Below are 26,792 nucleotides of genomic sequence, written 5' to 3'. Positions count from 1 at the left end.
AACATCGGTTACGGCCAGAGCTTACTTCAAAATGGATTATTTCAACGGGGCAAGGTCATGAGCACTGAATTTCTTTGCTCGCAAGGCCACATCGCTGAAATGCTTTTGACCACGGATGTACTGGCACTGGTACGAAGGCGATCATGAGCAAGGTCGGTGCGGTATCGCCACGGCCTTTTTTTGCCTGAGAGGCTGGAGTTGCTCAGGGCGGATCAGTGCCAGGTATCCAGCAACGGCTCGTCGTCGTCAAAGTTTCCATTGCTGGCGGCATCGTACGGGTTGATGCTCCGGCCGCCGCCACGCGTGCCATATGCCGTCAACTGAACCATGACCTCTTTCGCACGCTCAATGGCCTCGTCTTCGCTTGCAGCGTGACCGTCCGCGACCTTGATCGACACCGCTTCGCCGTCGTCGCCGACAAAGTCTACCCGCCATCCGGTTGTCTCGTGAACAATCTTCGTTTCCAGCAAGTGCATCTGACTATCCTGACTTCCTACCTTTGAGATCTGCCTCGACGCTCTTGCGGAGCGCGTCCATGATGCTGACCACATTGGACTTCGGAGCGGCTTCGGCCGCTTTCCCCTTCGCCGCCTTTCTCGGCTTCAGCGCCTTCTTCTTCTCAGCGATGATCTTGAGCAGGCTCTCCTGGATTGGATCACTCACCATGTCCGGAGACCAACGCGCGGTCTTCTTCTTGATAAGCTGCTGCACAAGGGGAATGAGATCCGGATCGGCCTGCTCGTCGATTTCCTCGAAGTAATTCTCCTCCGGTCGAACCTCGTCGCCGAAACGCAGCGTCCAGAGCACGATGCCTTCGCCGCGCGGTTCCAGGACGACCGCCCGCTCTCGGCGGCCCATCACGAGCTTTGACACGCCGAAAACCTTGTCGGCTCTCATGGCATCCCTGATCACCGCAAATGCCTCGTTGCCGACGGCGTCGTCCGGCATCAGGTAATGTGGCTTCTCAAGGTAGATCCACTCGATGCTGTCGGCCGGGACGAACTTGTCAATGTCGATCGTCTTCACCGTGTCGAGCGCAACGGCATCCAGATCGTCCTCGGTGAGGATAACGTAGTCGTTCTCCCCGCGAGCGTAGCCCTTGGCTTCGTTCTCGTCCTTGACTGGCTTGCCCGTGACGGAATCGATGTACCGGGAGACGACGCGGTTGCCCGTCTCTTTGTTGAGTGTATGGAAGCGAACCTTCTCGCTTTCGCTCGTGGCCGGGGTCATCGCAACGGGGCAGGTGACCAGGGAGAGTTTGAGATAGCCTTTCCAGTAATATTTCGGAGCCATGACCTATCTCCCTAGCTGGCTTTGCGCTGCGGGGCAGCCTTTGAAGCGGCGGACTTTGCTGCCGCCCGCGCGGCGCGCTGCCTTCCGGTCCCAGTGTTAGCGTTGGCGGCAGTGCGTTTCGGTTTGTCCGCAGCGGCCTTCATCAAACCTGCGCTCTCGCGGAGCGCGGCCAGCAGATCGTTGGGCTTCGAGACCTGGACCTTCTTCGGCTTTGGAAGTGATTTGCCTTCCAGCTTCGCCTTCACCAGATCCGCGAGGGCGGCTTCGTAGCGGTCATCGAAGGTCGCCGGATCGAACTCGCCCTTCTTGGTGCTGATGATGTGCTTGGCGAGATCGAGCATCTCGCCTTTAATCTTGAGCTTGGGCATCTCCTCGAAAGCCTTCTCGGAGGAACGAACCTCGTAGTCGTAGTTGAGCGTGCTGGCGATCAGGCCCTTGCCGTGCGGCCGTATCAGCACCGTACGCATGCGACGGAATAGGACGGTGCGGGCGATGGCCGCGACCATCGACTTCTTCATCGCATCGCGGAGAGCCACGAACGCGTCTCCGCCCATCTTGTCGGGCGTGAGGTAGTACGGCTTGTCGAAGTAGACGTCGTCGACGTCGGAGCACGGGATGAACGCTTCGATCTCGAGCGTTTTGTTGCTCTCAGGGATCGCGGCGGAAATTTCCTCGGGATCGATGATGATGTACTGGCCATTCTCGATCTCGAAGCCCTTGGTCTGGGCTTCCTTCGGCACCGGATCCTCGGTCTCGCTGTCTATGAAGATGCGGTTGACCCGGTTGCCCGTGGCCTTGTTGATGGTGTTGAAGGTGATGCGCTCGCTGGTCGAGGCTGCCGTATAGAGAGCGACGCCGCAGCTTACCTTGCCGAACTTCAGAAAGCCTTTCCACTGCGCACGCTGTCCTGACGGCATGACAAATACTCCGAATCACTAATCCGCGACTCAAAGACGTGTCAGGGTGATTCGTTCCGACACAAAACGAATCATTTTTCAATAGTTTACGGAATTTCTCTCCCAAATTGATTCCGCCGTCTCCGCTCATCGAATTGCGCCCGGCAGTAGTGGAAAGCCGTGGAGATTGTTTAGTTCGAGAGCCACAGCAACCTGCTTCCTCCAGCACCATGCGCGCGCACCGCTTAGGGAATTCCGCAGCCGTTTTAAGCAGCATCATCATCCACTATCGCCCCGGGAACCACCGGAATCGTTGTGAGTTTCTAATGCGGACGCTCATTCGAAGGAGAAGCCCGATGGCACAGACACCGACATCCCGCGGCCGCGCACAGGATCGAGCCCGCGTGGCCGGCGGCCAGGATCACGAGGTCAAGTACGAAGCAAAGAAGGAGGGCGTCTCGAAAGATGCCGTCACGAAGGCCGTGAAGAACGCTGGAAACTCGAGGAAGAAGGTCGAGGCTGAGATTGACCGCCGTTAGACGGCCGAACGACGTTGCTCTGTCCACGGACGAGGCAGGTCACGGGGGTGTCCTGTCTTCCTAGTCTGGGTTCATGGCGACGCCGCTATCGTAACGAAGCAGTCATAGCCACGCAGGCCTGCCGCCTCCATGTCTGGGGTAACGCATGTCCAAGTGCATTGAGAACGACCACCTGCTGATGTCGAAGGCGGTCCGTGAATGGTATCGGCACTACGAGGTGGAGTGGGACGATCAAGCGTCCTCGTTCTTGTGTGATGCCGCAATCGAACTCTACAACGAGGGCTGTCGCTCGGTTGAGGAGATGGCGACCGTTTTGATTGGCACTTACGTTGGGCTGGCCGCCACGCGCGTAAACGCGCCATCTTCGAGCTCAATGCATTAACAGGCCAAATCAGATCGGGCTAAACTCGACGAATTCGCACGGAATGTGATCAGACCGCGTCTTCTTTCAGTCGTAGACATATTCGCCTTGATCGATTGCTGAGCAGCTCATTCCAGGCACCACGGTACCGGATGGATTGGTCGCCGCTTTCAGAGCGATGTACCGCCAGAACATGCCCGAGGTATCGGACTGGTCCTTCAGTTTCGGGAACCATCGGTCTAGCTCTCGGTGGACGCGCTCTAGGAAGCGCAGGTGCAAGCGACCAGATGGTGAGTTCCTACAACTTTAAGTAATGCAAAGACCGAAAATAAAACAATCTCTGCGATAAAAACGTATGAGCAAGTTTTCACTTCTTGTAATTGCGTCTTCGACCGCAGCCTTTCTCGGCTCTGGCGGCTACACTCTTCTGCCTCGCGAGTTTACGACCCTGCCTGTGACATCAAGGGTAATGTGTCGATTGGTTCGGGAGCCAAGATTTACCACGTCAAAGGCCAAGAGGATTACGAAGCGACCATCATCCGATCCGAGTATGGCGAACGCTGGTTTTGCTCGGAAGCGGATGCCCGTTCGGCTGGATGGCGACGAGCTGGACGATGACGGTCGCGGAGGCGGTGCCTGCAGCGAGTGGCACTCTTGTCATTGGCCGGGGGCGAGAAAACGCTTTGGATAATAGATGTACTCCCTTGACGTCGATTATTTCCAAGAGCCGCGAGCATCGTCAGGCGAACGAGATCTGCGCGAGGCGTATTTTTGCAAGGCGGAGCGCGAAGCGGTGCAATAGGGGCAAACTGAAGTTGAAACAGTTTGAGATATGTTCACTTTATGTTCTGAATCGGCTAGATGTCGTTTGAGAGCAGGTGGTCACATGAAATTCAAGTTAGCACTATATCGAGATCAACGCCGGTTGGCCGTAACAAAGTTAGCTTCGCACCCCGATGGCAGTCCCTGGCGAGAGAAATACGAAGCTTGGATACGAGAGCTGGACGAGCGAATTGCGCAAACCGGAATGGCGTTAACGGAACTGGAGGTGGTGGCATCCATCCCGGCCAACAGCCCCGCCATTCAGCAGGCCCCTTCATCAACGGACGAAGTATATTCGGCCGTCGAGATAACCGGAACCACTGGCATACCGCGTAAGCAAATTGGTTTGTCGAAGCCAAGAGCGCCACAGGTGGTTGGAACGGCTTGGGGCCGCCGGAATGCATCGCTTCCACATGCGAGGATTGCTCGCGCACAGGACGAAGGCAACGCGCGCGTCCAAGGAAATGCACAAGAGGCTGTTTACCGGAAATCGCTGCTCTCAGAAAACGAGCTACTTCGTAAAATGCTTGAGCGATTTGCGTAAGAGCTACGGTTGGTGAGCATGTAATTGCGTCGGCCGGCACCTTCGTCTACGGCGACTTCATCGGCGTCCACCCGCTCTTGGCCGGCATCGATGGCGGCATCACATAAAAACGAGGACGCTTGATCGTCCCACTCCACCTCGCAGTACCGATATCATTCACGGACCGCCTTCGACATCAGCAGGGAGGAGATGGCGACCGTTCTGATCGGCAGTTACGTCGGGCTGGCCGCCACGCGCGTAAATGCGCCAACTTCGAGCTCAGTGCATTGACGGGCCAAATCAGATCGGGCTGAGCTCGATGAATTCGCACTGAATGTGATCAGACCGCGTCTCTTCCAATCGTAGACATATTCCCCTTGATGGATCGCCGAGCAGTTCATTCCACGCAACACGGTGCCGGATGGATTGGTCGCCGCCTTCCACTGAAGAGAACTGACGTTTCGCCTTGTTCATCCTCCGGAAGTGCCGGCTCGGCGCGGCCAATGCACCGATTTCGCTGGAGTCTTGAATGCAGATGTGCGCTTGTTTGCGCTCGTTGTTGGCCAAAAAGACGACACAGATAGCCAAGATTCGTCAAGTTGTGCACATTAGTGCATATTGACGCACGATTGGATTCCAAATACATAGCCGGCATGCAGCCCGTTTTCGCGTTATCACGTCGTGACCATATCAGCGCCCGGTTGGCAAATGGCCAACCGGTTGTCTCAGCGGAACTCGCCGCAGAGTTCAGCGTGTCGGAGGACGCTGTGCGCAGAGACCTTAGAGCGCTTGCGGAGGAAGGCCGTTGCAGAAGGGTATATGGAGGTGCGTTGCCTCCGGTTTCCAAGCCTCATTCCATGGCCGCGCGATTGAGCGTGGCTACCGTGGAAAAGTCGAACCTTGCGCGGCTTGCCGCGGGGACGGTTCAGGAGGGCGAGTACCTGTTCTTAGACTCCGGCAGTACTAATCTTGCGATCGTTCAGTATCTGCCCGAGGACAAGAACATTACCGTGGCGACGAACTCGATTCATATCGCGGCTGAGATCTTCTCGCGTGGTGATTTGCCACTCATGATGGTCGGTGGCGACGTCAGTCCAGTCGTTGGAGGGTGCGTTGACGCCGCAGCTGTAGCGCTGGTTGAAGGGCTGAACATCGACAGATGCTTCATCGGAGCGTGCGCCATATCCCCATCGAGCGGACTCTCTGTGCACGATTTTGCTGACAGCATTTTCAAACGGACTCTAATAAGGAGAAGCTCGATCAGTGTCGTCATGGTAACCATCGACAAACTTCACGATCGAGCTCCGCATGTGGTTGCGACAGGCTCCGAGATCGACATCCTGATCGTCGGCAACGAATTTTCCCCAACTGATAGAGACGCGTTGGTGACAGCTGGATACAGCCTGATGAAAAATTCGGACCGTCCCGTCGTTTCCAGATGAACCCGACAAGGAAAGTAAATAATCCCATGACTTTGTTGGCCAATTCACCGCGCGTGGCCGCACGCTTAGCCTTCCTTGTCGCTGGCTTCAGCATCGCCTGTTGGGCACCTATGGTACCCTTCGCAAAGGAGCGCCTGAACGTAGACGAGGCGGTCCTGGGCATCCTTTTGTTGTGCTTGGGTCTCGGGTCTGTCGTTGCAATGCTTGCAGCCGGGCCTATCACCTCGCGAACTGGGACCAAGCCCATTGTCGTCATAGGAGGCCTCGGGGTGGCGGTTCTTCTTCCTGTTCTTGCTATTGCAAACACTCCTCTGACCCTTGGTGTTGCCCTGGCACTTTTCGGTGGATTTCTTGGTATCTTGGAAGTTGCGATGAACATCCACGCCGTCGAAGTCGAGAAACTGGACAGTGTCCCGCTGATGTCCGGGTTCCATGCACACTTCAGCATCGGCGGCTTCTTTGGTGCATCAGTCATGACACTTGCCATGACGTTGGGAGCAAGCCTGCTGGCATCCGCGTTGATAGGCACGGCACTGATGCTCGTTGCCACGGTCCTGGCGGCTTCCCGCATGCTGGAAACCCGTGCACAGGACGATGCGCCTCTGTTCGTAACTCCCACGGATTTGTGGTTCTGCTCGCAAGTCTGGCCGTCATCATGTTTCTGATCGAGGGCGCGATACTCGATTGGGGTGCATTGCTGCTCACGCTTGAAGGCCGTGTGCCGCCTGAGCAGGGTGGCCTTGGATATATGATGTTTGCGATCGCCATGACAGCCGGCCGCCTGATCGGCGACAGCGTGACTGCAAAGTTCGGAGATTTCAGCGTTCTCTTCGTCGGTGGGCTGGTGGCTGTCGCCGGGATTGCGGTGGTGCTTGCCTCACCGTTCTATCTGGGTGCCATGGCGGGGTTCGTGCTGATCGGTCTGGGAAGTTCGAACGTGGCTCCGGTCTTCTTCCGCTTGGCAGGGGCGCAAAAAGCGATGCCGGCAAATCTCGCTATTACCGCGGTGACTTCAATGGGCTACGCGGGTATCCTTATCGGCCCTGCGGCCGTAGGTTTTGTCGCCAATCACACTGGCCTGCCGAACGCGTTTTGGTTCCTGGCCGCTCTGCTATTCGTGATTCCCATGCTTGCGAAAACGGTCACCGCGAGGTCCTGACCACGATAAAGCCCACCTGAGAGTCGTTGGTTCTCGTTAAGAACGCGAAATTAGCATAGCTGATCGGATCGGGTCGTCTCGCTGCTTGGCCCATTAGCATTAGTGTTCAGATCGCAAGGTCACCGGGAAGAGGAAATGCCGACGAGTGATGGTGCCGACACGCCCGCGGCCGGGTTGCAAAAACTTGCTGCGGAGCTTGGCATCCAGCGCGTTCGGCAGGGCGTCATCGGTATCTTCAATGCGATACCCGAGCGATGGCCCCGCGCGTTGGGATTTCCAGCGTCTGGGATGGCCGAGATCGAAGAGAGCGGACGGCGGATATGGCTCCGCCAGAAGTCGTTATGTCCGAGGTTGGAAAGCCGGTGCCAAACATTGACCTCGTTCAGCCCGAGCAATATCAATTGCTCATGAAACCTGAATTTTCCCTATCGCGACGCGAGGTTATCCTGGAGCGTCTCGCTGCCGGCCAGTCGGTCGTCGCCGCGACCCTTGCTCTCGAATTTGACGTGTCGGAAGATGCCATTCGGCGCGATCTGCGAGCCCTCGCAGCAGAGGGCCTATGTCGTCGCGTTTACGGCGGCGCTCTTCCGCTCGCGCGACCAGCCCAACCTATATCCGCAAGAATAAATTCTGATCTCAAGAGAAAGCGGCAGTTGGCGCGTGTAGCTGCGGAACTTGTCAGACCTGGCGAGCTGGTTTTCATGGACTGTGGCAGCACAAACCTCGCAATGGTGGACTTCCTCCCAAAGGACATTGGCGTAATCGTCGCGACGAACTCAGTGGATATCTCCGCAGCTGTTGCCAAGCGCGGCGGCATGGGCCTGATAACAATTGGTGGGTCGGTAGACTTAGCCATCGGCGGTGCCGTTGATGCCACCGCAGTAGCGGTCATCAGAGAAACCAACTTCGATCTCGCCTTTGTGGGCGGATGCGCGATAGCCATCGGGTTTGGTATTGCGGCGAACGATCATGCCGACGCCACGTTCAAGAAAATGGTCATCAAGCAGAGCCGACGATGCGCGCTACTTGCGCTGACAGAGAAGTTCTCTGAGGAAGCTCCCTACAGAGTAGGCGGGCCGTCGGACTTCGACTGCCTTGTCGTCGAGGCCAATCTCGATAACGAGCTGGCTCGCGAACTCGAGAACGAAGGCTTTAGCCTGATGAGGGCGGGCGAAGGTTCAGACCTGGCTACAGTCGATGTCGGGCATAATTTCGGGGCTGCCGAATAGGCTTCTCAGCTGTCGCGGAGTTCGCGAGAGATGCTGCGAGCGATCCGTCGACGCGAGGTATTCCTCGCTCTCCCCCAATAGAAACGCGTATCCGCCCTGTTCGATGAACGGCACCATGACGTCGTGGACAGAGAGCGTGTCCAAAGCCGGTGGGAAGACGGCACGTGCGTTTTTTACGAGATTGTCTGTCATCGCGCCGCTCCGTCTCTTAGGCTTGGCCGAGCAGAATCTTGAGCGCCGCTCGGTGGAGTTCCATGTTCGCGGAGGCGAGAACGCGGCCGCCGTCTTCGGCTCGACCGCCGTCGAGAGTCGTGACGACGCCGCCTGCTGCCTGGATGACCGGAATGAGCGGTACGATATCGTAAGGCTGCAGGTTGTATTCGAGGCATAGATCGATCTGGCCGGCTGCCAACATCGCAAACGCGTAACACTCTCCTCCGTAACGCGTCATTTTCACGGCGGCGTCTAGGCCATCGAAATTGACGTCCTTGTTTCTCTTGACGCCCTCAGGCGAATTCGTGTGCAGGATGGCTTCGGCCATCTCCGTCTTGGCGCTCGACCGTAAAGGTGTTTTCCCTGCCGACGTCTCGAGCCAGCTTCCGGTCTGATCCGCCCAGAAACGCTCGCGTGTAACGGGTTGGCTCATCATTCCTGATGCAGCTCGTCCTTCCTGAGTAAACCCGATCAGTGTTGCCCACACGGGAATACCCAGAAGGAATGGGCGTGTCCCGTCTATCGGGTCGAGCACCCACTGGAAGGTCCCCGTGCCGGATAAACCGTATTCCTCGCCGAGCACCGAATGGTCGGGGAATTCCGCCGATATCAGTTCCCTCATCACGCGCTCAGCTTCGCGATCCGCCTCTGTCACAGGGTCGAAACGGTAGCCGTCTTTTGGCTTTGAAGACGTATCGAGAGGTTTTCTGAACCTGGCGAGGGTCTCCCGGTCGGCCGCATCAGCAAGCTTATGAAGGAATTCCGGGGTCGGCATGGTCATGGGTGATCTCCGAAAATAGATGATGGCCTGAAATACCTTTCTCCAAAACGTGCGTCAACGTGAAAACCTGCATAAACATGCACAAAGGGTCAGCAACGTGGCAAGGTTTTAGATGCTGGTATCAATCCAACGAACTGGAAATGATGGGAGTTGTGATCGCCTTGGCGGAGCCCGCCTGCCTATCTATGGCCGCCCGGTTCATCGTGAAGACGTGGTAAAGAAACCGGTCTGCCAATTCGGATGCGGTGCCGGGACCCGTGATCGTGACCACATCAGGTTCATCGCATGGCTCTTCGAGTGCCGCAAATTGACTGTCCACGAGCGAAATTGGCATGAAATGGCCCGGCCGTGACGACATACGCTCCACTACTTCCGAGCGCGGAACCTGAAGATAGAGGAAGATCAACGGTCGAGCGGCTGCATCCCGCAATCGCTGTCGATACCTCGACCGTAGCGCTGAGCAGCTGGCAACCGACGTGGGATGGGGAGCGCCGAGAAACTCCCCTGTTTGTGCAAGCCAGCTGGCTCGATCTTCATCGGTCAGCGCGATCCCCGCAGACATCTTTGCGACATTCGCGGGCGGGTGCAGATCATCGCCCTCAATAAAGGGACGACCCATGCGATCAGACAAGATTCTGGCCACGGTTGATTTTCCGCAACCGGAAACACCCATCACGACAATGGGCGTTTCCTGCATACTAGCAATGATCATTATGAGTTCACTTCTTGGTTTCGACACAACACGCGCCCGTTTTAGAGCCCTAGTGTTTCGCGCTTTTGAACCAGCCTTGGACAGTTTGGGCGACGGTACGCAGTGCCTCGGCAGCGTACGGGCTCATATAGCGAAAGGTGTTCATGATCCCTCCCGTGCTACGCCTTGCGTCGTTTACGGTTGCGGTAGACGTCGGTAGTCACCGCAGCGACGATAATCACGCCCTTGACGATTTCCTGGTAATACGCATCGATCCGGAGGAAGGTGAAACCGGAAGACATCACGCCCAGAATGATCACCCCGATCACGGTTCCGGTTATCCGTCCCGTACCACCCGCGAGCGAGGTGCCACCGATGACGGTGGCCGCGATGGCATCCAACTCGTAGTTCGCGCCCATTCCGGACTGGGCCGTTTGCGCGCGCGCCGCCGTTACCACTCCGGCCAGACCTGCGAGCATCCCTGCGATCGCATAGACCTTGAGGAGGTGCTTTTCGATGTTGATGCCGGAAACTCTTGCGGCCTGTGCATTCGCTCCGATGGCATAGGTGAATTTTCCATACCGCGTGTAGCGGAGCACAACGTGGAAAATGACCGCGATCAAAATGAAAACAATTACCGGCCATGCGCCGGAACCAATGAAGGTGAATTGCTCGCTTAGGCCTGAAATCGGCTGGCCCTTCGTGTACCACTTCGAGATGCCGCGTGCCGAAACCATCATCCCGAGCGTCGCGATGAATGGAGGAATCCCGGCGTAGGCTATGAAGGCACCGTTGATAAGGCCAGCGGCCAGCCCAAGCAGGACACCAATGCCAATCGGCGCGACCGCGGGCATATCGGTAAGAGCCGGATACAAAGCCCGTGCCCAGTCGCTTGTCTGGGCTAAGCTTGCCGAGATCATCGCCGTCATTGCGACGAGCGATCCTGCTGAAAGATCGATGCCGCCGGTGATGATGACCTGAGTCACGCCAATCGCGATGATGCCGACGACCGAAACCTGAAGAATTGCAATTGTTAGGCGTTGGGGATTTGCCAGAAAGCTTTGCCCGACGAATATCCATCCTAGTACTTCATAGATCAGCGCAATGCCGATCAATACAAAGAAGATGCTGAGCTCCTGAGGCGGGCGCCACTTCCTGGCTTCGCCGCGGTCCGTGTATGCGAAGTCACTCGCTACGTTGTTTTTCATTGAAGTCGTTCCCTTATTGGCCACACGCGTCAACGCGAAGCGAGTTCCATTATTTTGATCTGTGACGCTTCCTCGCGATTGAGGAAGCCTGTGACCTTGCCTTCGTGCATGACCATCACGCGATCGCTCATTCCAAGTACTTCCGGCATCTCCGACGAAATGAGAATCACCGCAGCCCCGGCCTTTGCTAGGCTCGAAATCAGGGCATGAATTTCCGCCTTGGCTCCTACGTCGATCCCGCGCGTGGGTTCGTCGAGGATCAGAATGTGGGGATTGGTCAGCAGCCACCGTCCGATAAGGACCTTCTGCTGGTTGCCACCTGAGAGGTTTTCGATTCGCGCGTCCAAGCCAGAGGTTTTGACGCGCAGCTTCTTGCTCATTTCAGAGCATGCCGCGGTGAGCGACCGACCATGCACAAAGCCGTTTTTGGTAAAGCCCGTCTGGAGAGCGGCGACCTGCATGTTCTCTTGAACATCGAGTACAAGCATGCATCCGGTGTCCTTGCGGTCCTCTGTGAGAAAGGCAATTCCGTGCTTGATCGCCCGGCTCGGAGAGTCGATTTGGACGCGCCTGCCTTTGATTTCAATCTCGCCACTCGTTGCGGGTGTAACCCCGAACAAGGTCTCCGCGAGGTTTGATCGACCGGAACCGACGAGCCCCGCCAAGCCCAGAATTTCGCCAGACCTGAGGTCGAAAGTGACATCAGAGAAAACACCGTCGAGCGCAAGATTTTTTACGGATAGTACTACCTCTCCTGGCTCAACCTCTTCTTTGGGAAACATTTGCGAGACTTCGCGGCCAACCATCATTCGAATGATTTCATCTCGGGTGATGTTCTTCGAGGAATGGGTGCCGATGTAGCGACCGTCACGGAACACCGAGAGCTCGTCCGAAATTTCGTAAATCTCGTCCATCTTATGGGAGATGTAGACGATGCCTTTTCCCTGACCCCGAAGATCGCGGATGATCTCGAAAAGGTGCTCAGCCTCACGATGCGTGAGAGCGGACGTCGGCTCGTCCATAATTAAGACGTCGGAATCGTAGGACACCGCTTTCGCGATCTCCACCATTTGTCGATTGGCGACCGACAGGGTGCGGACCTCGGCGTCGGGTCGAAGTTTGATCTTGAGGCGGGAGAACAGTTCGGAGGTTTTTCTGTTCATCAGGCGATGGTCCACGAGACCAAATGCATTCTTGGGCTCGCGCCTGATCCAGATGTTTTCCGCAACGGTCATCGACGGCATCAGGTTGAGTTCCTGATGGATCATAGCGATGCCCTTCTCCAGAGCGTCGAGCGGGGTCTTCAATTCGACCTCTCGTCCATTCAGGACGATCCTCCCACTGTCGGGCTCATAGACGCCCGCAAGAATTTTCATGAGGGTGGATTTGCCCGCGCCGTTTTCGCCCATAAGGGCGTGTACGCTGCCTTTGAGGAGATGAAACTGCGCGTTATCCAGAGCTACGACGCCGGGAAATGCCTTGTGCACACCTTCCACCGACAGGAGATATTCGCGGGCAGTGCCTTCGGGCTCTGATTGTGATGACGCTGCTGAAGCGGAGTTCATGGCATGTCCTTCATTGATGAAAAGACGGACGCGTGGCGAAGGCCGCGCGTCCGGTTTGCATTAGTTGAGGAACTCCGAGAGGTTGTCCTTGGTGACGAGCTTAAGCTTTGAGAAGATTTTCTTCTCCGTCGGTTCGCCCTTTACGAGTTTCAGGATCGCATCGAGTGCGTCCTTGCCCTGAAGGGCGGCGTCCTGCTGAACGGTGACCTTCATGTCTCCGGCCTTCATGGCGACCAGCGCATCCTGGGTGGCGTCGATCCCGGCGACGACAACGTCATCGGTGGATTTGCCGGCCGACTTCAGCGCCTGAACGGCACCCAGAGCCATTTCGTCGTTGTTCGCGATTACGGCGTTGAATTCCGTGCCGGCGGTCAGCCAGTTCGTAACCAGGTCGAGCGCGTTCGTGCGCTGCCAGGTGGCAGTCTGTTCGTCGACGATGTCGATACCCTTGCATTCATCGGTTTTGAAAACCTCGTGAACCGCCTCCGTTCTGCCGCGTGCGACCAATGTACCGAGCTCGCCCATCAGAATCACGGCCTTGCCCTTGCCGCCGAGCAGCCTGCACACTTCCTTGGCTTCGAGTGTTCCAGCCTCGATCTGGTTCGATCCGACGAAGGCCTGTTTCTCGGGCAGCTTGTCGACGTTGGAAGGCTGGTTATTCGCGAAGACGAGCGGAATGCCGGCCTTTTCTACCGTCTTGGAGATCGTGACACCCGCATCTGCTTCGACCGGAATGACAATCATGCCATCGACTTTGCTGGCGATGAAGTTGTCGATCTGGCTCTGCTGTTTCGACACATCACCTTGCGCATCTTCGATCAAAACCTTCACGTCGCCGAGTTCCTTGGCGTGGGCTTCCACGCCGCTGCGGAGGATGGCGAGGAAGTTGTCGTCGAAGCGCTGCATGCTGAAGCCGATGGTCGTCTCGGCGTGCGCGGAAGCTGCCATGATCGCAGACAATGACGCGCTAAGCAGAAGTTTCTTCATGTTCCTACTCCAGGGTTTTTGTTGTCGTAAAAGCCGGATTATTCGCCTGCGGAAACGAATTGTTACCGCAAGTTGACACCGACCGGCATCGGCGCTCCGTGTCCAGAACGCAGGCTCCCGTCCGCGGCCGTCGTCGGACAGCCACGCTTTTTCGAGGGATTTTCATGCCTGCATCGCGTCGTCTCAGGCCTGTCAAAGGGCTGGCCAGGGGCATCGGACATCGATGGCACTGACCCATCCTCCTAGTGGGGCAGAGATCGTCGTGATTGGTAAAACGATAAACATGACATACTTTTTGTGTCAACAATGAAAAAATGAAAATGCCGAAAAATTCTTGAGAATGGCAATAAGGTGGAAGTTTAGCTTAGTTTCTCATTTTATTATTTTCAAAAAATCCGTTTGACATCCGTTTTGGTAGGTGTAACGTTTTACTAGATTGCTCCTTTGGCCGTGTTTGTTGGTTAGGGGGCGAGCTGCACGCAGGAGTGGTTTCATTCTTCTGATGGAGTTTGTAATATGCCGCCTATCTGGGATGTTGAGGAAACGATGTTAATGCCGCCAAAGCGCAGCTTACCCGCGAACGGAGGTTCTACGGAGCCGCCCGTTAATGCCGTTTCCGAACGCGTGACAATTCAGGACGTTGCCAAGGCGGCGGGCGTATCCAACAGCAGCGTGTCGAACTATATGAACGGCCGCCTGCACAGGCTCGGACCGGAAACACGCACAAGGATCGCAGACGCCATAAGCGGCTTGGGTTTTCGGCCGAACCAGGCCGCGCGTCAGCTGAAAACAGGCAAGACGCATGGCATAGCGCTGGTTGTGCCGAGCATCGTCAACCCTTTCAATGGTCAGCTTGTGTTTGCTATCGAGCAGGCAGCTGTCAGGGCGGGTTATGGTGTTCACCTGTGTAACACCATGCGCGATGCAAAGGTCGAAAAGGGCTTCCTGGAAAATCTCGTCGGTATCGGTGTGACCGATTTGATTACAATTGCGCCGCTCAATACACGCCGGGGATACTATGCGGGGCAAAACGACCTATCGGTTGTTGCCATAGACGCGATCCGCTCTGATCTACGTTTGCCAAAGGTCGACACGATCAATCTGGACCACGAATCGGCGATCGCGCTGGCAGTCGAACATCTCTTTGCCCTTGGGCACAGGCGGATAGCCTACGTCACCGATCCGCTCATCACATACAGCCGCGTCATGCGTCTCTCCGGTTTCAGGAAGGCAATGGAGGAGCATGATCTCAGTGCCGACCTTATCGTCCTGCTGGACGAAGCGCATGGGGCTCGTGACATTGCAGATGCGGAGATGGTCGACGTTGGGCGAAACGCGGCACCGGAGGTCCTCAAGCTAGAAGTGCGGCCGACCGCAGTTATCGCGTTCAACGACATGATCGCGCTCGGCTTGATGGCAAGCTTTCGTCAGGCAGGAATGTCCGTGCCGGGCGACATCTCGATCGTCGGGATAGACGATGTCTGGGTAAGCCAGCTCTCCTATCCCGGCCTGACCACTGTTCGCCAGCCCATCGAAGCGATGGGCGCAGCTGCGGTCGAACGCATTACCAATCCGTCGGCAGTGCTTGCAGGAGCCGGGACCGATACTCTCTTTCTGCCGGAATTGATAATCCGGCAGAGTTGCGGGAAACCGCCACGGCCATCTGGGCGTGTGGGTAAGCCTCCGGAAGCCTAAGCTCCCGAAAGTTCAAAATTTTCAATCTTAAAGTAACTGGCCGGCTCTTTGCCGCGCCTTAACGAGAAGGCATGCTTTATGGACAACCAGCTTTCCTCATCCGCGAGCAAAACACAGGATCTTCGCCTTGCGTGTGACACAGGCGGAACGTTCACGGACCTTGTGGTAGAAGACGGTGATCAAATCCGCCTGTTCAAGGCGTCAACCACACCTGACGACCCGGTTCGCGGAGTTCTCGACGCACTCGCTCTAGCCGCCGAACATTATAAGCTGGACCGCCGCGATTTTCTTGATCGGGCGTCGATGTTCGTGCACGGCACCACCCGAGCGATCAATGCGATCATTACAAAAAGGACTGCAAAGACAGCGTTCATCACGACGAAGGGTCACAGGGACATTCTCGTCATCCGTGAAGGTGGTCGCATCGAACCCTTCAACTTCACAGTCGCATATCCCGAGCCGTATGTTGCTCGTCGCTACACCTTCGAGGTGCACGAGCGCATCGATGCACGTGGCAACGTGGTTGCAACACTCGATGAAAGTGCGTTCGTTAAAACCATTCAGAGATTAAGGGATCTTAAGATCGAGGCCGTTGGGGTCTGCCTTCTGTGGTCTGTGGTGAATTCTGCTCATGAGCGTCGCATTGGCGAACTTCTCGAGGAGCATCTCCCTGATGTCCCATTCACCCTTTCTCACCAGTTGAACCCGACGCTTCGCGAGTATCGGCGTGCCTCCGCGACGGTGATGGACGCCTCCCTGAAGCCATTGATGTTCAAATACCTCGATGGTCTCACCAACCGCTTGAGAGAGGCGGGCTTCAACGGTCGCACCCTGATGGTAACGTCGAGCGGCGGTATCATGGATGCGGAGGCCGTAGCTCGTGCGCCGATCCATTCGATCAATTCGGGTCCGGCGATGGCTCCGGTCGCGGGACGGTACTACGCTGAACGGGACTTCGGTAATCCCGTTGCAATCGTTGCCGACACCGGGGGGACGACCTTCGACGTCAGTCTCGTCCGCGACAGCCGAATTCCCTGGAGCCGTGAGACGTGGATCGGTCAGCCGACCCGTGGACATATGACGGGCTTCCCGTCGGTCGATATCAAGAGCATCGGTGCAGGCGGCGGCTCGATCGCATGGGTTGATAACGGCGGCATTCTGCAGCTTGGCCCCCAGAGCGCGGGCTCGACCCCAGGCCCTGTTGCGTACAGCAGGGGCGGCACTGAACCTACCGTTACCGACTGCGCCTTGATCCTCGGCTACATCGATCCGGATTTCTTCCTGGGTGGTGCAATGGTTCTCGATCGTGAAGGTGCAACAAACGCGTTGCGAACCAAAGTTGCCGAGCCGCTTGGGATTACCGTCGAGGAAGCGGCTGCGTCCGTTCTCAAGCTGTCCACCGAAAAGATGGTCGGCGCTGTGGAAGAGATCACCGTCAACCAGGGTATCGATCCGGCATCCGCATTGTTGATAGGTGGCGGCGGTGCGGCGGGTCTCAATGCCGTGGCGATCGGGAAGCGGCTGGAGTGCGCGGGGGTGCTGATCCCGGAAGCCGGAGCAGTCATGAGCGCCGCCGGCGCACTGATGTCCGACCTGTCATCCGACTTCGCGCAGCTTCACTTTACAACCAGCGGCAACTTCGATGAGATCAAGGTCAACCAGGTTCTCGCTGATCTCAAGGCACGTTGCCAGGTATTCGCCAACGGCCCCGGCGCGGACGCGATCGAGCACAAGATTGAGTTCTCAGTCGAGGCGCGGTACCCGCACCAAATCTGGGAAATCGACGTTCCCTTGGGCAGCGACCAGTTTACCGACGCCGCCGACATGAAGGCGCTCAAGAGCGCCTTTCACGAGATGCATCAGCGGATCTTCGAAATTTCCGACCCGAACTCGGAGGTTGAGTTCGTCACCTGGCGCGCAAAAGTCAGCTGCAAGCTCAAGGAAACAACATCGGGTTCGTTGCCGAACGAGGGAGATTTCTCCGGCGGCAAGGCAAAGCGCCCGGTCTACTTCAGCGAAACCGGTTGGATCGACGTTCCGGTTCACCGCTTTGAAGCCATGAAGCCCGGCGACCCCGCCGCAGGCCCGGCGATTGTCGAATCATCGTTCACGACCGTTGTCGTCGAGCCCAGCACCATAGCCGAGAGAACCGCTGGTGGCGGTCTTCGGGTGACATTCTAATCAGGAGCAAGCAGATGACTGAAGCACCTTCCAAAAAAACGCCTGATGGCGTGCAGATGGCCATGATCTCGAGCCGGATGGAGACCATCGCTCGCAAGATGCAGAACACCATTTTCAGGACTGCTCGTTCTGGCATCTTGAATACGGCGCATGACTTCTCCTGTGTCGTACTCACTGCCGATTGCCAGATGCTTGCAGCGGCTGAAAGCCTGCCAAACCACACCCTGATCGGTCCGGACCTGATGTGCCAAGCCGTTCTCAAGCATCATCCGGTGATGAAGCGCGGCGACTGCTTCCTCCACAATAGCCCTTACGAGGGCAACTCCCATGCGGCCGATCATTGCATGATTGTTCCCGTGGTGGATGACGACGGCGTCCTTCGTTTCTTCGTGTTGGCCAAGGCACACCAGGCCGATTGCGGCAACTCCCGGCCTTCGACCTACCTCGCTGACGTCAAGGATCTCTACGAAGAAGGTGCGCTCATCTTCTCGGCTACCAAGATTCAGGAGAACTACGAAACAAACCAGGATATCGTTCGCATGTGCCAGGCCCGTATTCGTGTGCCTGACCAATGGTGGGGTGACTTCCTGGCAACGCTCGGATCAGTTCGTATCGGCGAGCGCGAGTTGCTGTCGCTTGGACGTGAACTCGGTTGGGACGCGCTCGAGGGTTATGCAGAACGCTGGTTCGACTACTCCGAACAGAAGATGATTGGAGCGATTTCGAAGCTTACGAGCGGCAAAATCACGCTCAAGTCGGCGCACGATCCCTTCCTTGGCCTGCCGGATGGAATTCCAGTCAAGGTCGACGTTGAAATCGACGCCGTCAACGCCACGATCGTCGTTGATCTCCGGGACAATCCCGATTGCCAGCCCTGCGGTCTTAACCTGACGGAAGCAACATCCAAGAGCGCGGCAATGATCGGGATCTTCAACGCGCTTCTCGATCATTCCGTTATTCCGAATTCCGGTAGCTTCCGGCGCATTGACGTCAAACTGCGGGAGAATTGCTGCGTCGGCATTCCAAGACATCCGGCGTCCTGCTCTGTCGCGACGACGAACCTAGCGGACCACGTGACCAATCCCGTTCAGCGGGCGATCGCGGAGCTGTCAGCAGGTTTCGGTCAGGCGGCGACGGGTCCGATCCAGCCTCCGGGCATGGGCGTTATCTCGGGCCGTGATCCACACAACAACAACGAGCCCTTCATCAATCAGGTTCACATCGGCGTGAGCGGCGGGGCGGGCACTCCGGTGACCGACGGTTTCCTGTCGATCATCCACGCCGGAAATGCCGGGATGTGCCGCATCGACAGCGTGGAAGTCGATGAACTGCATCACCCCATCCTGATCGAAGACCGCCATATCATGGAAGACAGCGAGGGTGCCGGCACCTACCGCGGCGCACCGTCGATCTACAGCGAATACGGTCCGTGGGGCGGCGGCGAGCTGACCGTTCTCTATGCGGCTGACGGCACGATCACGCCAGCGGCCGGAACGCGCGGAGGCGGAGCTGGGAGCACGGCACGTGCGGCGATGCGGAAGGGCGACGGCTCCGTGGTGGAGCTGCCCCCATGCCACGGGATCACTCTTGCTGCAGGCGAGAAGATCATTTCGCACTCGGCAAGTGGTGGTGGCTATGGCCTCCCAACGGAACGTGATCCCTCGAAGGTAATCCACGATCTCGCGGAAGGTTGGATCAGCCTCGAACGCGCACGCGATGTCTACGGTGTCGTCGTCAGCGGCTCGCGCGAAGCAGACAATCTCGCATTGGACGCGGCTGCGACCGAAGCTGTTCGGCGTGGAAGCGGCGGCCTGAAGATGATCGCCTAATCGGGCGACTTCACCACAGTCAAAAGCATGAAACTCGTAACAAGGGAGAGCCCAATGAGTGAACCGGATTGGAGCACAGGTGCCGCCTATATCGACGGACAGTATATGCCGTTGAGGGACGCGAAGATTCCGGTGACGGAGTGGGGATACCGCCGATCTGACGTTACGTATGACGTGGTGGGTGTCTACTACGGCGTCTTCTTCCGCCTTGACGACCATATCAAGCGCTTCCGCAACTCCATCAATAAACTCCGACTGAATCCGACGGAAACCGACGAGCAGATCAAGGAAATACTGACCGAACTCGTCAAGCGATCTGGCTATCGCGAAGCCTACGTAGCCATGGACTGCGTCCGTTCGCGCCCGCCACGAGGTGTTCCTCTGCATCCCGCCTACGGTCGCAGCTATCTGATCTGCCACGTCCTGCCATGGGTATGGGTCTTCACGCCCGAGCAGCAGGAGCGCGGAGTGCATGCGATCATCGGCTCAGCAGAACGCATCGCGCCCGAATCCATCGACCCGACGGTCAAGAATTTTCATTGGGGCGACCTGACGCGCGGCAACTTCGAGGCGCATGAGCAAGGTGCCGAGACCGCCATCCTGCTCGACCGCCACGGCAGGGTCACCGAAGGGCCAGGCTACAACGTATTCGCCGTCTTCGATGGGAAGGTCGCAACACCTCGTTCCGGTGCGCTGGAAGGGATCACCCGCAAATCCGTCATCGAGCTTTGCGACATGCTCGGAATCGAATGCGAACTTCGAGATATCCATCGCGCCGAATTCGAGGCCGCCGACGAAATATTCTGCTCCACCACAGCGGGCGGGATCATGCCAATCAGCCGCCTCGGCGATCGAATTCTCGGCAACGGACGCCCAGGTCCGATCTCGACCCGCCTCAAGGACACATTTTGGGAGAAGCGCGAGCAAGGTTGGCACGCGACGCCTATCGCCTACGAATAGTAGCACTGGGCAAGTCGCTGGGTCGGGACCCGGCTTTCGAATTGAAAGCAAAATCAAATTCAGAAGAAGAGAGTGAATGAGCGTTCTGCACAATGCATCCATTTTCGACCTTACCGGAAAAACGGCACTTGTGACTGGGTCGAGTCAGGGTATCGGTCTGGCGCTCGCCAAAGGGCTTGCCCAGCATGGTGCCAAGGTCGTCTTAAATGGTCGGAACTCGGAGAAGCTTGACGCCGCGCTCACACAATTAAAGGAGGAAAAGCTCCTTGTAGAGGCCTGCAGCTTTGATGTGACGGACGCGCAATCTAGCGCTTCCGGGGTCGCACAGATAGAAACTTCAGTCGGCCCGATCGACATTCTCATCAACAATGCCGGCATGCAATTCCGCACTGCACTGGAGGATTTCCCGATTGAGAAGTGGGAGGAACTCTTCAGGACCAATGTGTCAAGCGCGTTCTACGTTAGTCGCGCCGTGGTCCGGGGCATGATCGAGCGCGGCCAAGGAAAGATCATCAATATCGCATCAGTGCAAAGTGAACTCGCACGCCCTGGAATAGCTCCATATACGGCAACCAAGGGGGCTATTCGCAATCTTACCAAGGGGATGTGCACGGACTGGGCGAAACACGGCTTACAGATCAATTCAATCGCGCCGGGCTATTTCAAGACACCGCTTAACGCAGCGCTGGTCGAGAGTGCGGTGTTTTCGGACTGGCTCCAGAAGCGAACCCCGGCAGGCAGGTGGGGAGAGGTCGACGAACTCGTGGGCGCGGCGGTGTTTTTATCCAGCGTTGCTTCGTCTTTCATCAATGGCCAGACGCTGTATGTCGATGGCGGCATAACCGCCAGTCTGTGAGGTGGAATTGAAACACCTTTCCTGAACACCCGACTGGCCGTTCAATACTAGAGGGCAGCCGTTTCAGTTGACTTAGCGCGGTGGAACCGAGTGCATCAGAACTGACCATGCAATCCATATATTTCGGTCGGCATCAACTCGCCCTCTGAAGTCAGTGAATTCAACGACTCGCGAAAAAGCGTAGCAGCCGGCGATGAAGGCCGGTCGCCTAGACGGAGTGTGACCAAAATGAAAAAACTGAATGATATACATGCCGAGGCCAGCAAATATTTTGTTGCAGGTGCATCTGCAGGGCAACGGTACAATGCTCCGTTAGGCCAGCCGCTCTACATTTCCCGTGCCAACGGTAGCAGGTTTTGGGACGCCGAAGGAAACGAGTTCATCGATTTCCATACTGGCGCGGGTGCAGCGCTTTTCGGACATAACAACCCTCGTATACGTGAGGCGATCAACCAGGCCCTGGAACTTGGTTTCTTCATGAACTTCGATACGGAACATCATACACAGCTGGCTAAGCTGCTGCAGCATTTCTTCCCCAGCTGCGAGCGTATGCGGCTGCTGAACACAGGCTCGGAAGCGACACAGGCCGCGATCCGCTTGGCTCGTACCTATTCCGGACGCGACAAGGTGCTAAGGTTCGAGGGCCATTTCCATGGTATGCACGAAAGCATCTGGTTCAACCACAATATGATCAGCAATGTCGATGCATACGGAGAGGTCGAGACCCATCCGGATTCGGTGGGATTTCCGATCAATGCCAAGGACGGCGTCGTAAACGTCATTTTCAATAATGTAGACGCTTTCGAACATGCACTGAAGAAATACAAGGACAAGATCGCTTGCGTAATCCTCGAACCGATCAGCTATAACTGCGGATGCCTTGAGGCACGTGGAGAATATCTTCGCGCCGTCCGCGAGATCTGCACGCGCGAAAACACAGTCCTAATTTTCGACGAAGTCGTTACGGGTTTGAGGATGCGTCCGGGTAGCGCTCAGAAATATTACGGTGTCCTGCCTGACGTGACGGTTATGGCGAAAGCGATCGGCGGCGGCATGTCGATTGCTGCATTCGGTGGAAAAAAGGAGATCATGGAGCATCTCAACCCGATCGGAAAGACTGCTGTCAGCGGCACATACAGTGGTGCGCTGATGCCCGTCCTGGCCAGCGTGGCCTGCTTGACGATGGCTAGTGAGCAGGGCTTTTACGACCGGTTAGAGGATACGGGCAACAAACTGTATGCTGGAATCGACGATCTTCTCGCCAAGCATAAGATTGCCGCCCACGTGCGTGGGCTCGGTGCCCGGTTCGGCATTTACTTTGGTGTTGAGAATCCAGAGGACGATTTTGACTTCCGCAAGGTTGCTGTAGCTGAGGATAAAGGGACCTATAAGAAATTCGTGACCGAATGCGTTAAGAATGGGCTCTGGTTCCACGATACCGCGGGTCCGGTTTCACCTGCACACTACGGCTTTACAGTCGCTCACACCTCGCACGATATCGATGATGCCCTGGGACGGCTGGACTCCATATTTGCGAAGATTAGTCGATAGCCAGGTAGGTCACTCGAAATCCAGCCGCGCCACTTAACGCCAGTGGCGCGGCGACATCGACTTGGCTGGGACAAGCAGAGCTTGGGGTATGAGTTCCCATTATTAAGCACCGGCTTGCACTTGCGCCGCTTTGAAGCCGTGGGCATCGAAACGGAAACTCTCCGGAATTGCTTGAGCCTTGTTTGAAAGAGCCGGCAATTTCGACGACAGAACGGGTCGCCGCGTCGAGGCGATGTTCGAGCGGAAACGGCGGTCTCGCTACCGATCATCGGTCCGGAGGCGCTCAGTTTCGCCCTCATGCTCGCCAATTGGGCGAGTTGCGGGAAAAGCAGCGCTAGACAAAGTCGCGCACCCCTTCAGCATCGAAGTCGCATCTTAGATCGTCTGTATCGCCATCGCGGCCGCTGCCCGCTCACGTTCCAAGACCTCGGAACGGTTGGCATCTGACTGACCGAAACAACCGAAGGCGCACTATCAAAGAAATCGTTGAACATAAGAGAGGCTCTTTTTAGCGAACGCCACCGGGTCTTTGGGATTGTCGTGTTCGATGACCAATGTACGCGCGCCGTTCTGGACTGCCGCTTGCCACAGAGACGGCCATACCATTACGCCCGCGCCGACATTGGCCCATCCGTCTTCGTCGATGCTCTCACCGTCGGCCGCCTGGTCTTTGACATGCGCTGAGGTCAACAGGCCCGAAAAACGCCGTAGCCAGTCACGAGGGTTCACTCCAGCTCGATGTAACCAAGCAATGTCTGCTTGCCACACCAAGGGTGAGCCGGATGCCGCACGAAACAGGACTTCGAAACCGTACTGTCCGTTTGGTAAGAGCCGAAAGCCAGAATTCACGTTATGGAAGCCCAAAGTCACTCCATGGGAGAGCATAATTTCAGCGTGTTTACCAAGCTCAGTTCCGGTTTTCTGCCAATAGGCTACTTTTTCAATAGCAGCGTTGTTAGGAATTTGAACGAACAGTTCCCGAACGCCACAGCGGATACAGTTGTCAACCGTGCGCGCCGTCTCAGCTCTGAAGGTTGCCAATGTGACGTGGGCCGTTGGCGCGGCTACAGCGTTGTCCCTGAGAATGCGATCAAGGCCCTCGGCTTCGACCAGATGATGTTCAAGCGGCTCAACGAATTGATATCCAACCGCCGCCGCTGCCTCTACTTGGCATGCAAGGCTACCGAGACCGCGCATAGAGTGAAGTTGGAGCGAGATCGACGGCGGAGACCTCGTATTGAGCGTTCTGGGCCGTAATGGTGGGCCTTGAAACCATGACATCGAAATAAGCCTCCTTCTACTGCTCGCCACTGCCCTTATCCTCTACACATTAGGCAATCTTTCGATGATCGCTCTCATGCGGACGAGCGGGTTTTCCCTCGCTATTTCGTTGTCGTCGGTCGCGCAGCTCATCGCCATCAACGCGATCGCCGTCTTGGTTTTCGACGAGCGGCTCGGCTGGCATCAGGCGGTTGGCGTAGTCCTCGGGATAGCATCGGTTACGCTCATGGTGATCGGATGAATGGCTCTCAATTGCGTTTCCTTGACTACGGCGGATGGCAGTCATGGGGCGGGCTCTCATGGACGCAAAACGTCATGCGGCGATGTGACGGCGGTATTGGACAAGAGGCTCGGCCGAAATCAGGCTTGGGTGCCAAGGCGACCTGAACATGTACGATATCATGCTTCTTTTCCTTGCTGGCTTGTTGGCAGGCAGCATGAATGCGTTGGCGGGCGGCGGGTCGTTCGTATCCCTGCCTGCGCTGATATCTGTCGGAGTGCCGTCGGTAGCCGCAAACGCGACAAGCACCCTAGCCTTGTTTCCCGGCGGTATGGCGAGCTCGTGGGTCTACCGTGATGGGGTTAGGAGTGTGTGCGGCGTCAATGTCATGCCCATTGCCATCGTGACGGTGATGGGTGGTGTGGCCGGAAGCATTCTATTGCTGCTAACCCCATCGAGGATTTTCGATGGTATCCTGCCATGGCTTTTGCTGGTGGCGACATTGATGCTGGCGGCAGGTCCGAGGGTCAGCGCGGTATTCCGGACGCAGGCACGTCCGAGTGTTCTGACCTTCGCAACGGTTCAATTCTTTCTCGGTCTTTATGGCGGCTATTTTGGCGGCGCGGTGGGTCTTATGATGCTTGCGGCATGGAGCGCGCTCGGGGGCGGGGCCATTAAGAGCCTGAATCCGACAAGAATGGTGATGGTAACTGCCGCAAACGCGGTCGCCGTCATCGTCTTCGCACTTGCCGGGGCAATCGTCTGGCAGGCGTGCATTGCCATGACGATTGGAGCCGTTATCGGCGGGTGGATCGGAGCGCATATCGGACGAAGGCAGCCACCATCGGTTGTTCGGGTGCTGACCCTCGCGGTCGCCTTTTTAACGACCGCAGTATTCTTTTCGCGAGCTTACCTTTGAGCGGAGGTCCCGTACCCTCTCTGGCGCTCAGTCAACAACTTGCAGTTGATGGAGCCGAACTCCTCCAAACTGCTCAAGGGGCTCGACGAATTGGATCGCGGGAAGGTGTCGATGAAGCGGATGTGATTGAGAACGCACGAACGATCATCATTGCCGCCGAATATTGGCGGCACGTGGATGGGCTGGTGTCCAGTGTTCGCCTTTCCAAATGCGCGGATTTGCTGGGCAAGAGGCGCGATCCCGGGCTGCTGGATCACTCAACTAGTGCCCGCAATGCGGCGCGTCCTCGAAGGCGTAGGGATTGGGGAACTGGTGCCGCCAGTTTCTTGTCTAGCGGTGAAATCCGGGCTTTCGATCGAAGCGAGCGCCCATGTCCAGAGGAACCGTTGGGATATCACCCCGCAATATCGCAAGAAATAGATACACATTGTGTATGCGGTTGTGGTATATGGCCTTGAAGGAAGAGGCCATGACCAGCAAAAACGCCACTGATACCCATACCCGCGCCGTTAACTTGAGGGTTCGTGAGGACGTTCGCGTCCTGATCGACCGTGCCGCCAAGGCCCACGGGAAGACCCGTTCGGATTTCATGATCGACGCTTCGCGCCGTGCCGCAGAAGACGCGCTTCTCGATCAGACATTGGTGCGGGTCGATCCTGACAGCTACAAACACTATCTCGCCGTCCTCGACCAACCGCCAAATAGCGAAGGCTTCGAACGGCTGATGAACACTCGCAAACCCTGGCAGCCGTAATGCTGTCTGCACCGACGCTTCTCGGCGAAGCGCACGATCTCCAGCTATTCGACAGCGGGCACGACAGCCTTGATGAATGGCTACGCCGCAGGGCGCGGGCCAATCAGGTCAGCGGCGCATCGCGAACCTATGTGGTCTGCGAGGGCGAGCGCGTTGTCGGTTATTACTGCCTCTCATCGGGAGCGCTGGCTGTCGCCGACTCGCCGGGAGCGATCCGGCGCAACATGCCCGACCCGGTTCCCATGGCAGTCCTTGGCCGTCTGGCCATCGATCGCAACTGGCAGGGAAGAGGAATCGGAGCCGCGCTGTTGCAAGACGCCGTGCTGCGTACCGGACAGGCAGCCCATATCATGGGTATTCGCGGCCTTCTGGTTCACGCGATCTCCGATGAAGCCAAGGCCTTCTATGAGCATTTTGGATTTACATCGTCGCCCGCGAATCCTATGGCCTTGGTGTTATCATTGAAAGCTCAAGTAGGCCTGAAGTGATCGGTGAAAATCGCCTTCGGCCGCTCCTCTGACAACCCAACGGCGGTTGGCAAATTGACGGAGAGCTTTGAAAAATTGCCTAACATCGGAATCCACGTCCTAATTGCGATTTCGAATTTATGGAGCTTGCCGGCAGTAGAAGAAGAGAGGCGGTTACAAGTCGAACCGCCCAAGGACGATTAGGAGCAAGATACGCTCGAGGCGAGGGGCGTCGACTGGCTCTTGCTTTCCGGTGTCCACACCAAGACGAAAGTTCGTTGTTCTCAGCCTTAGAGCCTGACCGAAAAAGAGTTGAGTGAAATCAGCCAGTTGTGATTCTGTTTGTTTGCTTAGGACGAACGGAGACCAC

At 56.9% G+C, this 26,792-nt stretch carries 27 protein-coding genes; 18 read left to right on the top strand and 9 right to left on the bottom strand.

Going from position 1 to position 26,792, the window contains the following annotated elements:
- Nucleotides 1–212: 212 nt before the first annotated feature.
- Genes BS630_RS27445 through ku (BS630_RS27435) form a run of 3 tightly spaced genes read right to left on the bottom strand, consistent with a single transcriptional unit; the run spans nt 213 to nt 2,210 of the window.
- Entirely contained in the window at nt 213–476 is a 264-nt protein-coding gene (locus BS630_RS27445; RefSeq protein ID WP_003548525.1) for a hypothetical protein, read from the bottom strand.
- A 4-nt stretch (nt 477–480) separates the two neighbouring features.
- Nucleotides 481–1,293 carry a non-homologous end joining protein Ku gene (ku, locus tag BS630_RS27440; RefSeq protein WP_077979901.1) on the bottom strand — a complete coding sequence of 271 codons (813 nt, stop codon included), beginning with the start codon at nt 1,291–1,293 and terminating at the stop codon, nt 481–483.
- 11 nt (nt 1,294–1,304) lie between these two features.
- Nucleotides 1,305–2,210, bottom strand: coding sequence for a non-homologous end joining protein Ku (gene ku, locus BS630_RS27435; RefSeq protein ID WP_077979900.1), 906 nt, complete (start codon nt 2,208–2,210; stop codon nt 1,305–1,307).
- Nucleotides 2,211–2,545: 335 nt separating this feature from the next.
- On the opposite strand from ku (BS630_RS27435), the gene BS630_RS27430 reads away from it, so the two are divergent.
- From BS630_RS27430 to BS630_RS27395, 8 genes are all read left to right on the top strand, one after another.
- Nucleotides 2,546–2,728 carry a DUF3606 domain-containing protein gene (locus tag BS630_RS27430; protein ID WP_077979899.1) on the top strand — a complete coding sequence of 61 codons (183 nt, stop codon included), beginning with the start codon at nt 2,546–2,548 and terminating at the stop codon, nt 2,726–2,728.
- A 145-nt stretch (nt 2,729–2,873) separates the two neighbouring features.
- Nucleotides 2,874–3,110 (top strand): hypothetical protein, encoded by a 237-nt coding sequence (locus BS630_RS38195; RefSeq protein ID WP_077979898.1) that lies wholly within the window; start codon nt 2,874–2,876, stop codon nt 3,108–3,110.
- Nucleotides 3,111–3,560: 450 nt separating this feature from the next.
- A complete protein-coding gene (locus BS630_RS38815) occupies nt 3,561–3,707 on the top strand; it encodes a sunset domain-containing protein (RefSeq protein ID WP_441004823.1) in 147 nt (48 codons plus the stop codon).
- Between the two features lie 268 nt (nt 3,708–3,975).
- Nucleotides 3,976–4,455 (top strand): hypothetical protein, encoded by a 480-nt coding sequence (locus BS630_RS37125; protein ID WP_158081432.1) that lies wholly within the window; start codon nt 3,976–3,978, stop codon nt 4,453–4,455.
- A gap of 608 nt (nt 4,456–5,063) precedes the next feature.
- Complete coding sequence (locus BS630_RS27405) at nt 5,064–5,876, top strand: DeoR/GlpR family DNA-binding transcription regulator (protein WP_245310515.1); 813 nt, start codon at nt 5,064–5,066, stop codon at nt 5,874–5,876.
- On the top strand, nt 5,873–6,541 hold the full coding sequence (locus tag BS630_RS38575; protein WP_342588093.1) for an MFS transporter: 669 nt from the start codon (nt 5,873–5,875) through the stop codon (nt 6,539–6,541). The genes BS630_RS27405 and BS630_RS38575 overlap by 4 nt, the downstream gene beginning before the upstream one ends.
- Complete coding sequence (locus BS630_RS38570; protein ID WP_312876050.1) at nt 6,532–7,035, top strand: MFS transporter; 504 nt, start codon at nt 6,532–6,534, stop codon at nt 7,033–7,035. The genes BS630_RS38575 and BS630_RS38570 overlap by 10 nt, the downstream gene beginning before the upstream one ends.
- 320 nt (nt 7,036–7,355) lie before the next feature.
- Complete coding sequence (locus BS630_RS27395) at nt 7,356–8,264, top strand: DeoR/GlpR family DNA-binding transcription regulator (protein ID WP_245310514.1); 909 nt, start codon at nt 7,356–7,358, stop codon at nt 8,262–8,264.
- A gap of 208 nt (nt 8,265–8,472) precedes the next feature.
- Here BS630_RS27395 and BS630_RS27390 read toward each other — a convergent pair whose 3' ends face one another.
- The 5 genes from BS630_RS27390 to BS630_RS27370 all read right to left on the bottom strand — a co-directional run bounded on the left by BS630_RS27390 (nt 8,473) and on the right by BS630_RS27370 (nt 13,709).
- A complete protein-coding gene (locus tag BS630_RS27390; RefSeq protein ID WP_077979895.1) occupies nt 8,473–9,258 on the bottom strand; it encodes an inositol monophosphatase family protein in 786 nt (261 codons plus the stop codon).
- A gap of 121 nt (nt 9,259–9,379) precedes the next feature.
- Complete coding sequence (locus BS630_RS27385) at nt 9,380–9,970, bottom strand: gluconokinase (RefSeq protein ID WP_077979894.1); 591 nt, start codon at nt 9,968–9,970, stop codon at nt 9,380–9,382.
- Nucleotides 9,971–10,128: 158 nt separating this feature from the next.
- Nucleotides 10,129–11,157 (bottom strand): ABC transporter permease, encoded by a 1,029-nt coding sequence (locus BS630_RS27380; RefSeq protein ID WP_077979893.1) that lies wholly within the window; start codon nt 11,155–11,157, stop codon nt 10,129–10,131.
- Nucleotides 11,158–11,186: 29 nt separating this feature from the next.
- Nucleotides 11,187–12,722, bottom strand: a complete 1,536-nt coding sequence (locus tag BS630_RS27375; protein ID WP_077979892.1) for a sugar ABC transporter ATP-binding protein — start codon at nt 12,720–12,722, stop codon at nt 11,187–11,189.
- A 60-nt stretch (nt 12,723–12,782) separates the two neighbouring features.
- Nucleotides 12,783–13,709 carry a sugar ABC transporter substrate-binding protein gene (locus tag BS630_RS27370; RefSeq protein ID WP_077979891.1) on the bottom strand — a complete coding sequence of 309 codons (927 nt, stop codon included), beginning with the start codon at nt 13,707–13,709 and terminating at the stop codon, nt 12,783–12,785.
- A gap of 516 nt (nt 13,710–14,225) precedes the next feature.
- Here BS630_RS27370 and BS630_RS27365 point away from each other — a divergent pair.
- The 6 genes from BS630_RS27365 to BS630_RS27340 all read left to right on the top strand — a co-directional run bounded on the left by BS630_RS27365 (nt 14,226) and on the right by BS630_RS27340 (nt 22,781).
- Nucleotides 14,226–15,404, top strand: coding sequence for a LacI family DNA-binding transcriptional regulator (locus BS630_RS27365; RefSeq protein ID WP_077979890.1), 1,179 nt, complete (start codon nt 14,226–14,228; stop codon nt 15,402–15,404).
- Between the two features lie 78 nt (nt 15,405–15,482).
- Entirely contained in the window at nt 15,483–17,585 is a 2,103-nt protein-coding gene (locus tag BS630_RS27360; protein WP_077979889.1) for a hydantoinase/oxoprolinase family protein, read from the top strand.
- A 14-nt stretch (nt 17,586–17,599) separates the two neighbouring features.
- Nucleotides 17,600–19,414: a hydantoinase B/oxoprolinase family protein gene (locus BS630_RS27355; RefSeq protein WP_077979888.1), complete on the top strand. Its 1,815-nt coding sequence runs from the start codon at nt 17,600–17,602 to the stop codon at nt 19,412–19,414.
- 54 nt (nt 19,415–19,468) lie between these two features.
- Nucleotides 19,469–20,374: an aminotransferase class IV gene (locus BS630_RS27350; RefSeq protein ID WP_077979887.1), complete on the top strand. Its 906-nt coding sequence runs from the start codon at nt 19,469–19,471 to the stop codon at nt 20,372–20,374.
- A 76-nt stretch (nt 20,375–20,450) separates the two neighbouring features.
- Nucleotides 20,451–21,230 carry an SDR family oxidoreductase gene (locus BS630_RS27345; RefSeq protein ID WP_077979886.1) on the top strand — a complete coding sequence of 260 codons (780 nt, stop codon included), beginning with the start codon at nt 20,451–20,453 and terminating at the stop codon, nt 21,228–21,230.
- Between the two features lie 228 nt (nt 21,231–21,458).
- Nucleotides 21,459–22,781 carry an aspartate aminotransferase family protein gene (locus tag BS630_RS27340; protein WP_077979885.1) on the top strand — a complete coding sequence of 441 codons (1,323 nt, stop codon included), beginning with the start codon at nt 21,459–21,461 and terminating at the stop codon, nt 22,779–22,781.
- Nucleotides 22,782–23,255: 474 nt separating this feature from the next.
- Here the strand turns inward: BS630_RS27340 and BS630_RS27335 are convergent, their stop codons facing one another.
- On the bottom strand, nt 23,256–24,062 hold the full coding sequence (locus BS630_RS27335; protein ID WP_077979884.1) for a sugar phosphate isomerase/epimerase family protein: 807 nt from the start codon (nt 24,060–24,062) through the stop codon (nt 23,256–23,258).
- On the opposite strand from BS630_RS27335, the gene BS630_RS27330 reads away from it, so the two are divergent.
- From BS630_RS27330 to BS630_RS27310, 4 genes are all read left to right on the top strand, one after another.
- A complete protein-coding gene (locus BS630_RS27330) occupies nt 24,061–24,303 on the top strand; it encodes a hypothetical protein (protein WP_342588094.1) in 243 nt (80 codons plus the stop codon). The two genes, BS630_RS27335 and BS630_RS27330, sit on opposite strands and share 2 nt — an antisense overlap.
- Nucleotides 24,304–24,451: 148 nt before the next feature.
- Entirely contained in the window at nt 24,452–25,201 is a 750-nt protein-coding gene (locus BS630_RS27325; RefSeq protein WP_077979883.1) for a sulfite exporter TauE/SafE family protein, read from the top strand.
- A gap of 469 nt (nt 25,202–25,670) precedes the next feature.
- Entirely contained in the window at nt 25,671–25,955 is a 285-nt protein-coding gene (locus tag BS630_RS27315; RefSeq protein WP_077980259.1) for a type II toxin-antitoxin system TacA family antitoxin, read from the top strand.
- Entirely contained in the window at nt 25,955–26,443 is a 489-nt protein-coding gene (locus BS630_RS27310) for a GNAT family N-acetyltransferase (RefSeq protein WP_077979882.1), read from the top strand. Before BS630_RS27315 ends, BS630_RS27310 begins: the two co-directional genes overlap by 1 nt.
- Nucleotides 26,444–26,792 lie beyond the last annotated feature (349 nt).

The sequence above is a fragment of the Rhizobium laguerreae genome, assembly GCF_002008165.1.
GTDB classification, from domain to species: domain Bacteria; phylum Pseudomonadota; class Alphaproteobacteria; order Rhizobiales; family Rhizobiaceae; genus Rhizobium; species Rhizobium laguerreae.
The sequence above is the reverse complement of the archived record's forward strand: the minus strand, read 5'-3'. Positions and strand labels throughout refer to the sequence as shown.

What these genes read in the sequence shown, in the direction of transcription:
- BS630_RS27445 (WP_003548525.1), bottom strand. Translation starts at nt 476, where the DNA reads ATGCACTTGCTGGAAACGAAGATTGTTCACGAGACAACCGGATGGCGG.
- ku (WP_077979901.1), bottom strand. Translation starts at nt 1,293, where the DNA reads ATGGCTCCGAAATATTACTGGAAAGGCTATCTCAAACTCTCCCTGGTC.
- ku (WP_077979900.1), bottom strand. Translation starts at nt 2,210, where the DNA reads ATGCCGTCAGGACAGCGTGCGCAGTGGAAAGGCTTTCTGAAGTTCGGC.
- BS630_RS27430 (WP_077979899.1), top strand. Translation starts at nt 2,546, where the DNA reads ATGGCACAGACACCGACATCCCGCGGCCGCGCACAGGATCGAGCCCGC.
- BS630_RS38195 (WP_077979898.1), top strand. Translation starts at nt 2,874, where the DNA reads ATGTCCAAGTGCATTGAGAACGACCACCTGCTGATGTCGAAGGCGGTC.
- BS630_RS37125 (WP_158081432.1), top strand. Translation starts at nt 3,976, where the DNA reads ATGAAATTCAAGTTAGCACTATATCGAGATCAACGCCGGTTGGCCGTA.
- BS630_RS38575 (WP_342588093.1), top strand. Translation starts at nt 5,873, where the DNA reads ATGAACCCGACAAGGAAAGTAAATAATCCCATGACTTTGTTGGCCAAT.
- BS630_RS38570 (WP_312876050.1), top strand. Translation starts at nt 6,532, where the DNA reads ATGTTTCTGATCGAGGGCGCGATACTCGATTGGGGTGCATTGCTGCTC.
- BS630_RS27395 (WP_245310514.1), top strand. Translation starts at nt 7,356, where the DNA reads ATGGCTCCGCCAGAAGTCGTTATGTCCGAGGTTGGAAAGCCGGTGCCA.
- BS630_RS27390 (WP_077979895.1), bottom strand. Translation starts at nt 9,258, where the DNA reads ATGACCATGCCGACCCCGGAATTCCTTCATAAGCTTGCTGATGCGGCC.
- BS630_RS27385 (WP_077979894.1), bottom strand. Translation starts at nt 9,970, where the DNA reads ATGATCATTGCTAGTATGCAGGAAACGCCCATTGTCGTGATGGGTGTT.
- BS630_RS27380 (WP_077979893.1), bottom strand. Translation starts at nt 11,157, where the DNA reads ATGAAAAACAACGTAGCGAGTGACTTCGCATACACGGACCGCGGCGAA.
- BS630_RS27375 (WP_077979892.1), bottom strand. Translation starts at nt 12,722, where the DNA reads ATGAACTCCGCTTCAGCAGCGTCATCACAATCAGAGCCCGAAGGCACT.
- BS630_RS27370 (WP_077979891.1), bottom strand. Translation starts at nt 13,709, where the DNA reads ATGAAGAAACTTCTGCTTAGCGCGTCATTGTCTGCGATCATGGCAGCT.
- BS630_RS27365 (WP_077979890.1), top strand. Translation starts at nt 14,226, where the DNA reads ATGCCGCCTATCTGGGATGTTGAGGAAACGATGTTAATGCCGCCAAAG.
- BS630_RS27360 (WP_077979889.1), top strand. Translation starts at nt 15,483, where the DNA reads ATGGACAACCAGCTTTCCTCATCCGCGAGCAAAACACAGGATCTTCGC.
- BS630_RS27355 (WP_077979888.1), top strand. Translation starts at nt 17,600, where the DNA reads ATGACTGAAGCACCTTCCAAAAAAACGCCTGATGGCGTGCAGATGGCC.
- BS630_RS27350 (WP_077979887.1), top strand. Translation starts at nt 19,469, where the DNA reads ATGAGTGAACCGGATTGGAGCACAGGTGCCGCCTATATCGACGGACAG.
- BS630_RS27345 (WP_077979886.1), top strand. Translation starts at nt 20,451, where the DNA reads ATGAGCGTTCTGCACAATGCATCCATTTTCGACCTTACCGGAAAAACG.
- BS630_RS27340 (WP_077979885.1), top strand. Translation starts at nt 21,459, where the DNA reads ATGAAAAAACTGAATGATATACATGCCGAGGCCAGCAAATATTTTGTT.
- BS630_RS27335 (WP_077979884.1), bottom strand. Translation starts at nt 24,062, where the DNA reads ATGTCATGGTTTCAAGGCCCACCATTACGGCCCAGAACGCTCAATACG.
- BS630_RS27325 (WP_077979883.1), top strand. Translation starts at nt 24,452, where the DNA reads ATGTACGATATCATGCTTCTTTTCCTTGCTGGCTTGTTGGCAGGCAGC.
- BS630_RS27315 (WP_077980259.1), top strand. Translation starts at nt 25,671, where the DNA reads ATGACCAGCAAAAACGCCACTGATACCCATACCCGCGCCGTTAACTTG.
- BS630_RS27310 (WP_077979882.1), top strand. Translation starts at nt 25,955, where the DNA reads ATGCTGTCTGCACCGACGCTTCTCGGCGAAGCGCACGATCTCCAGCTA.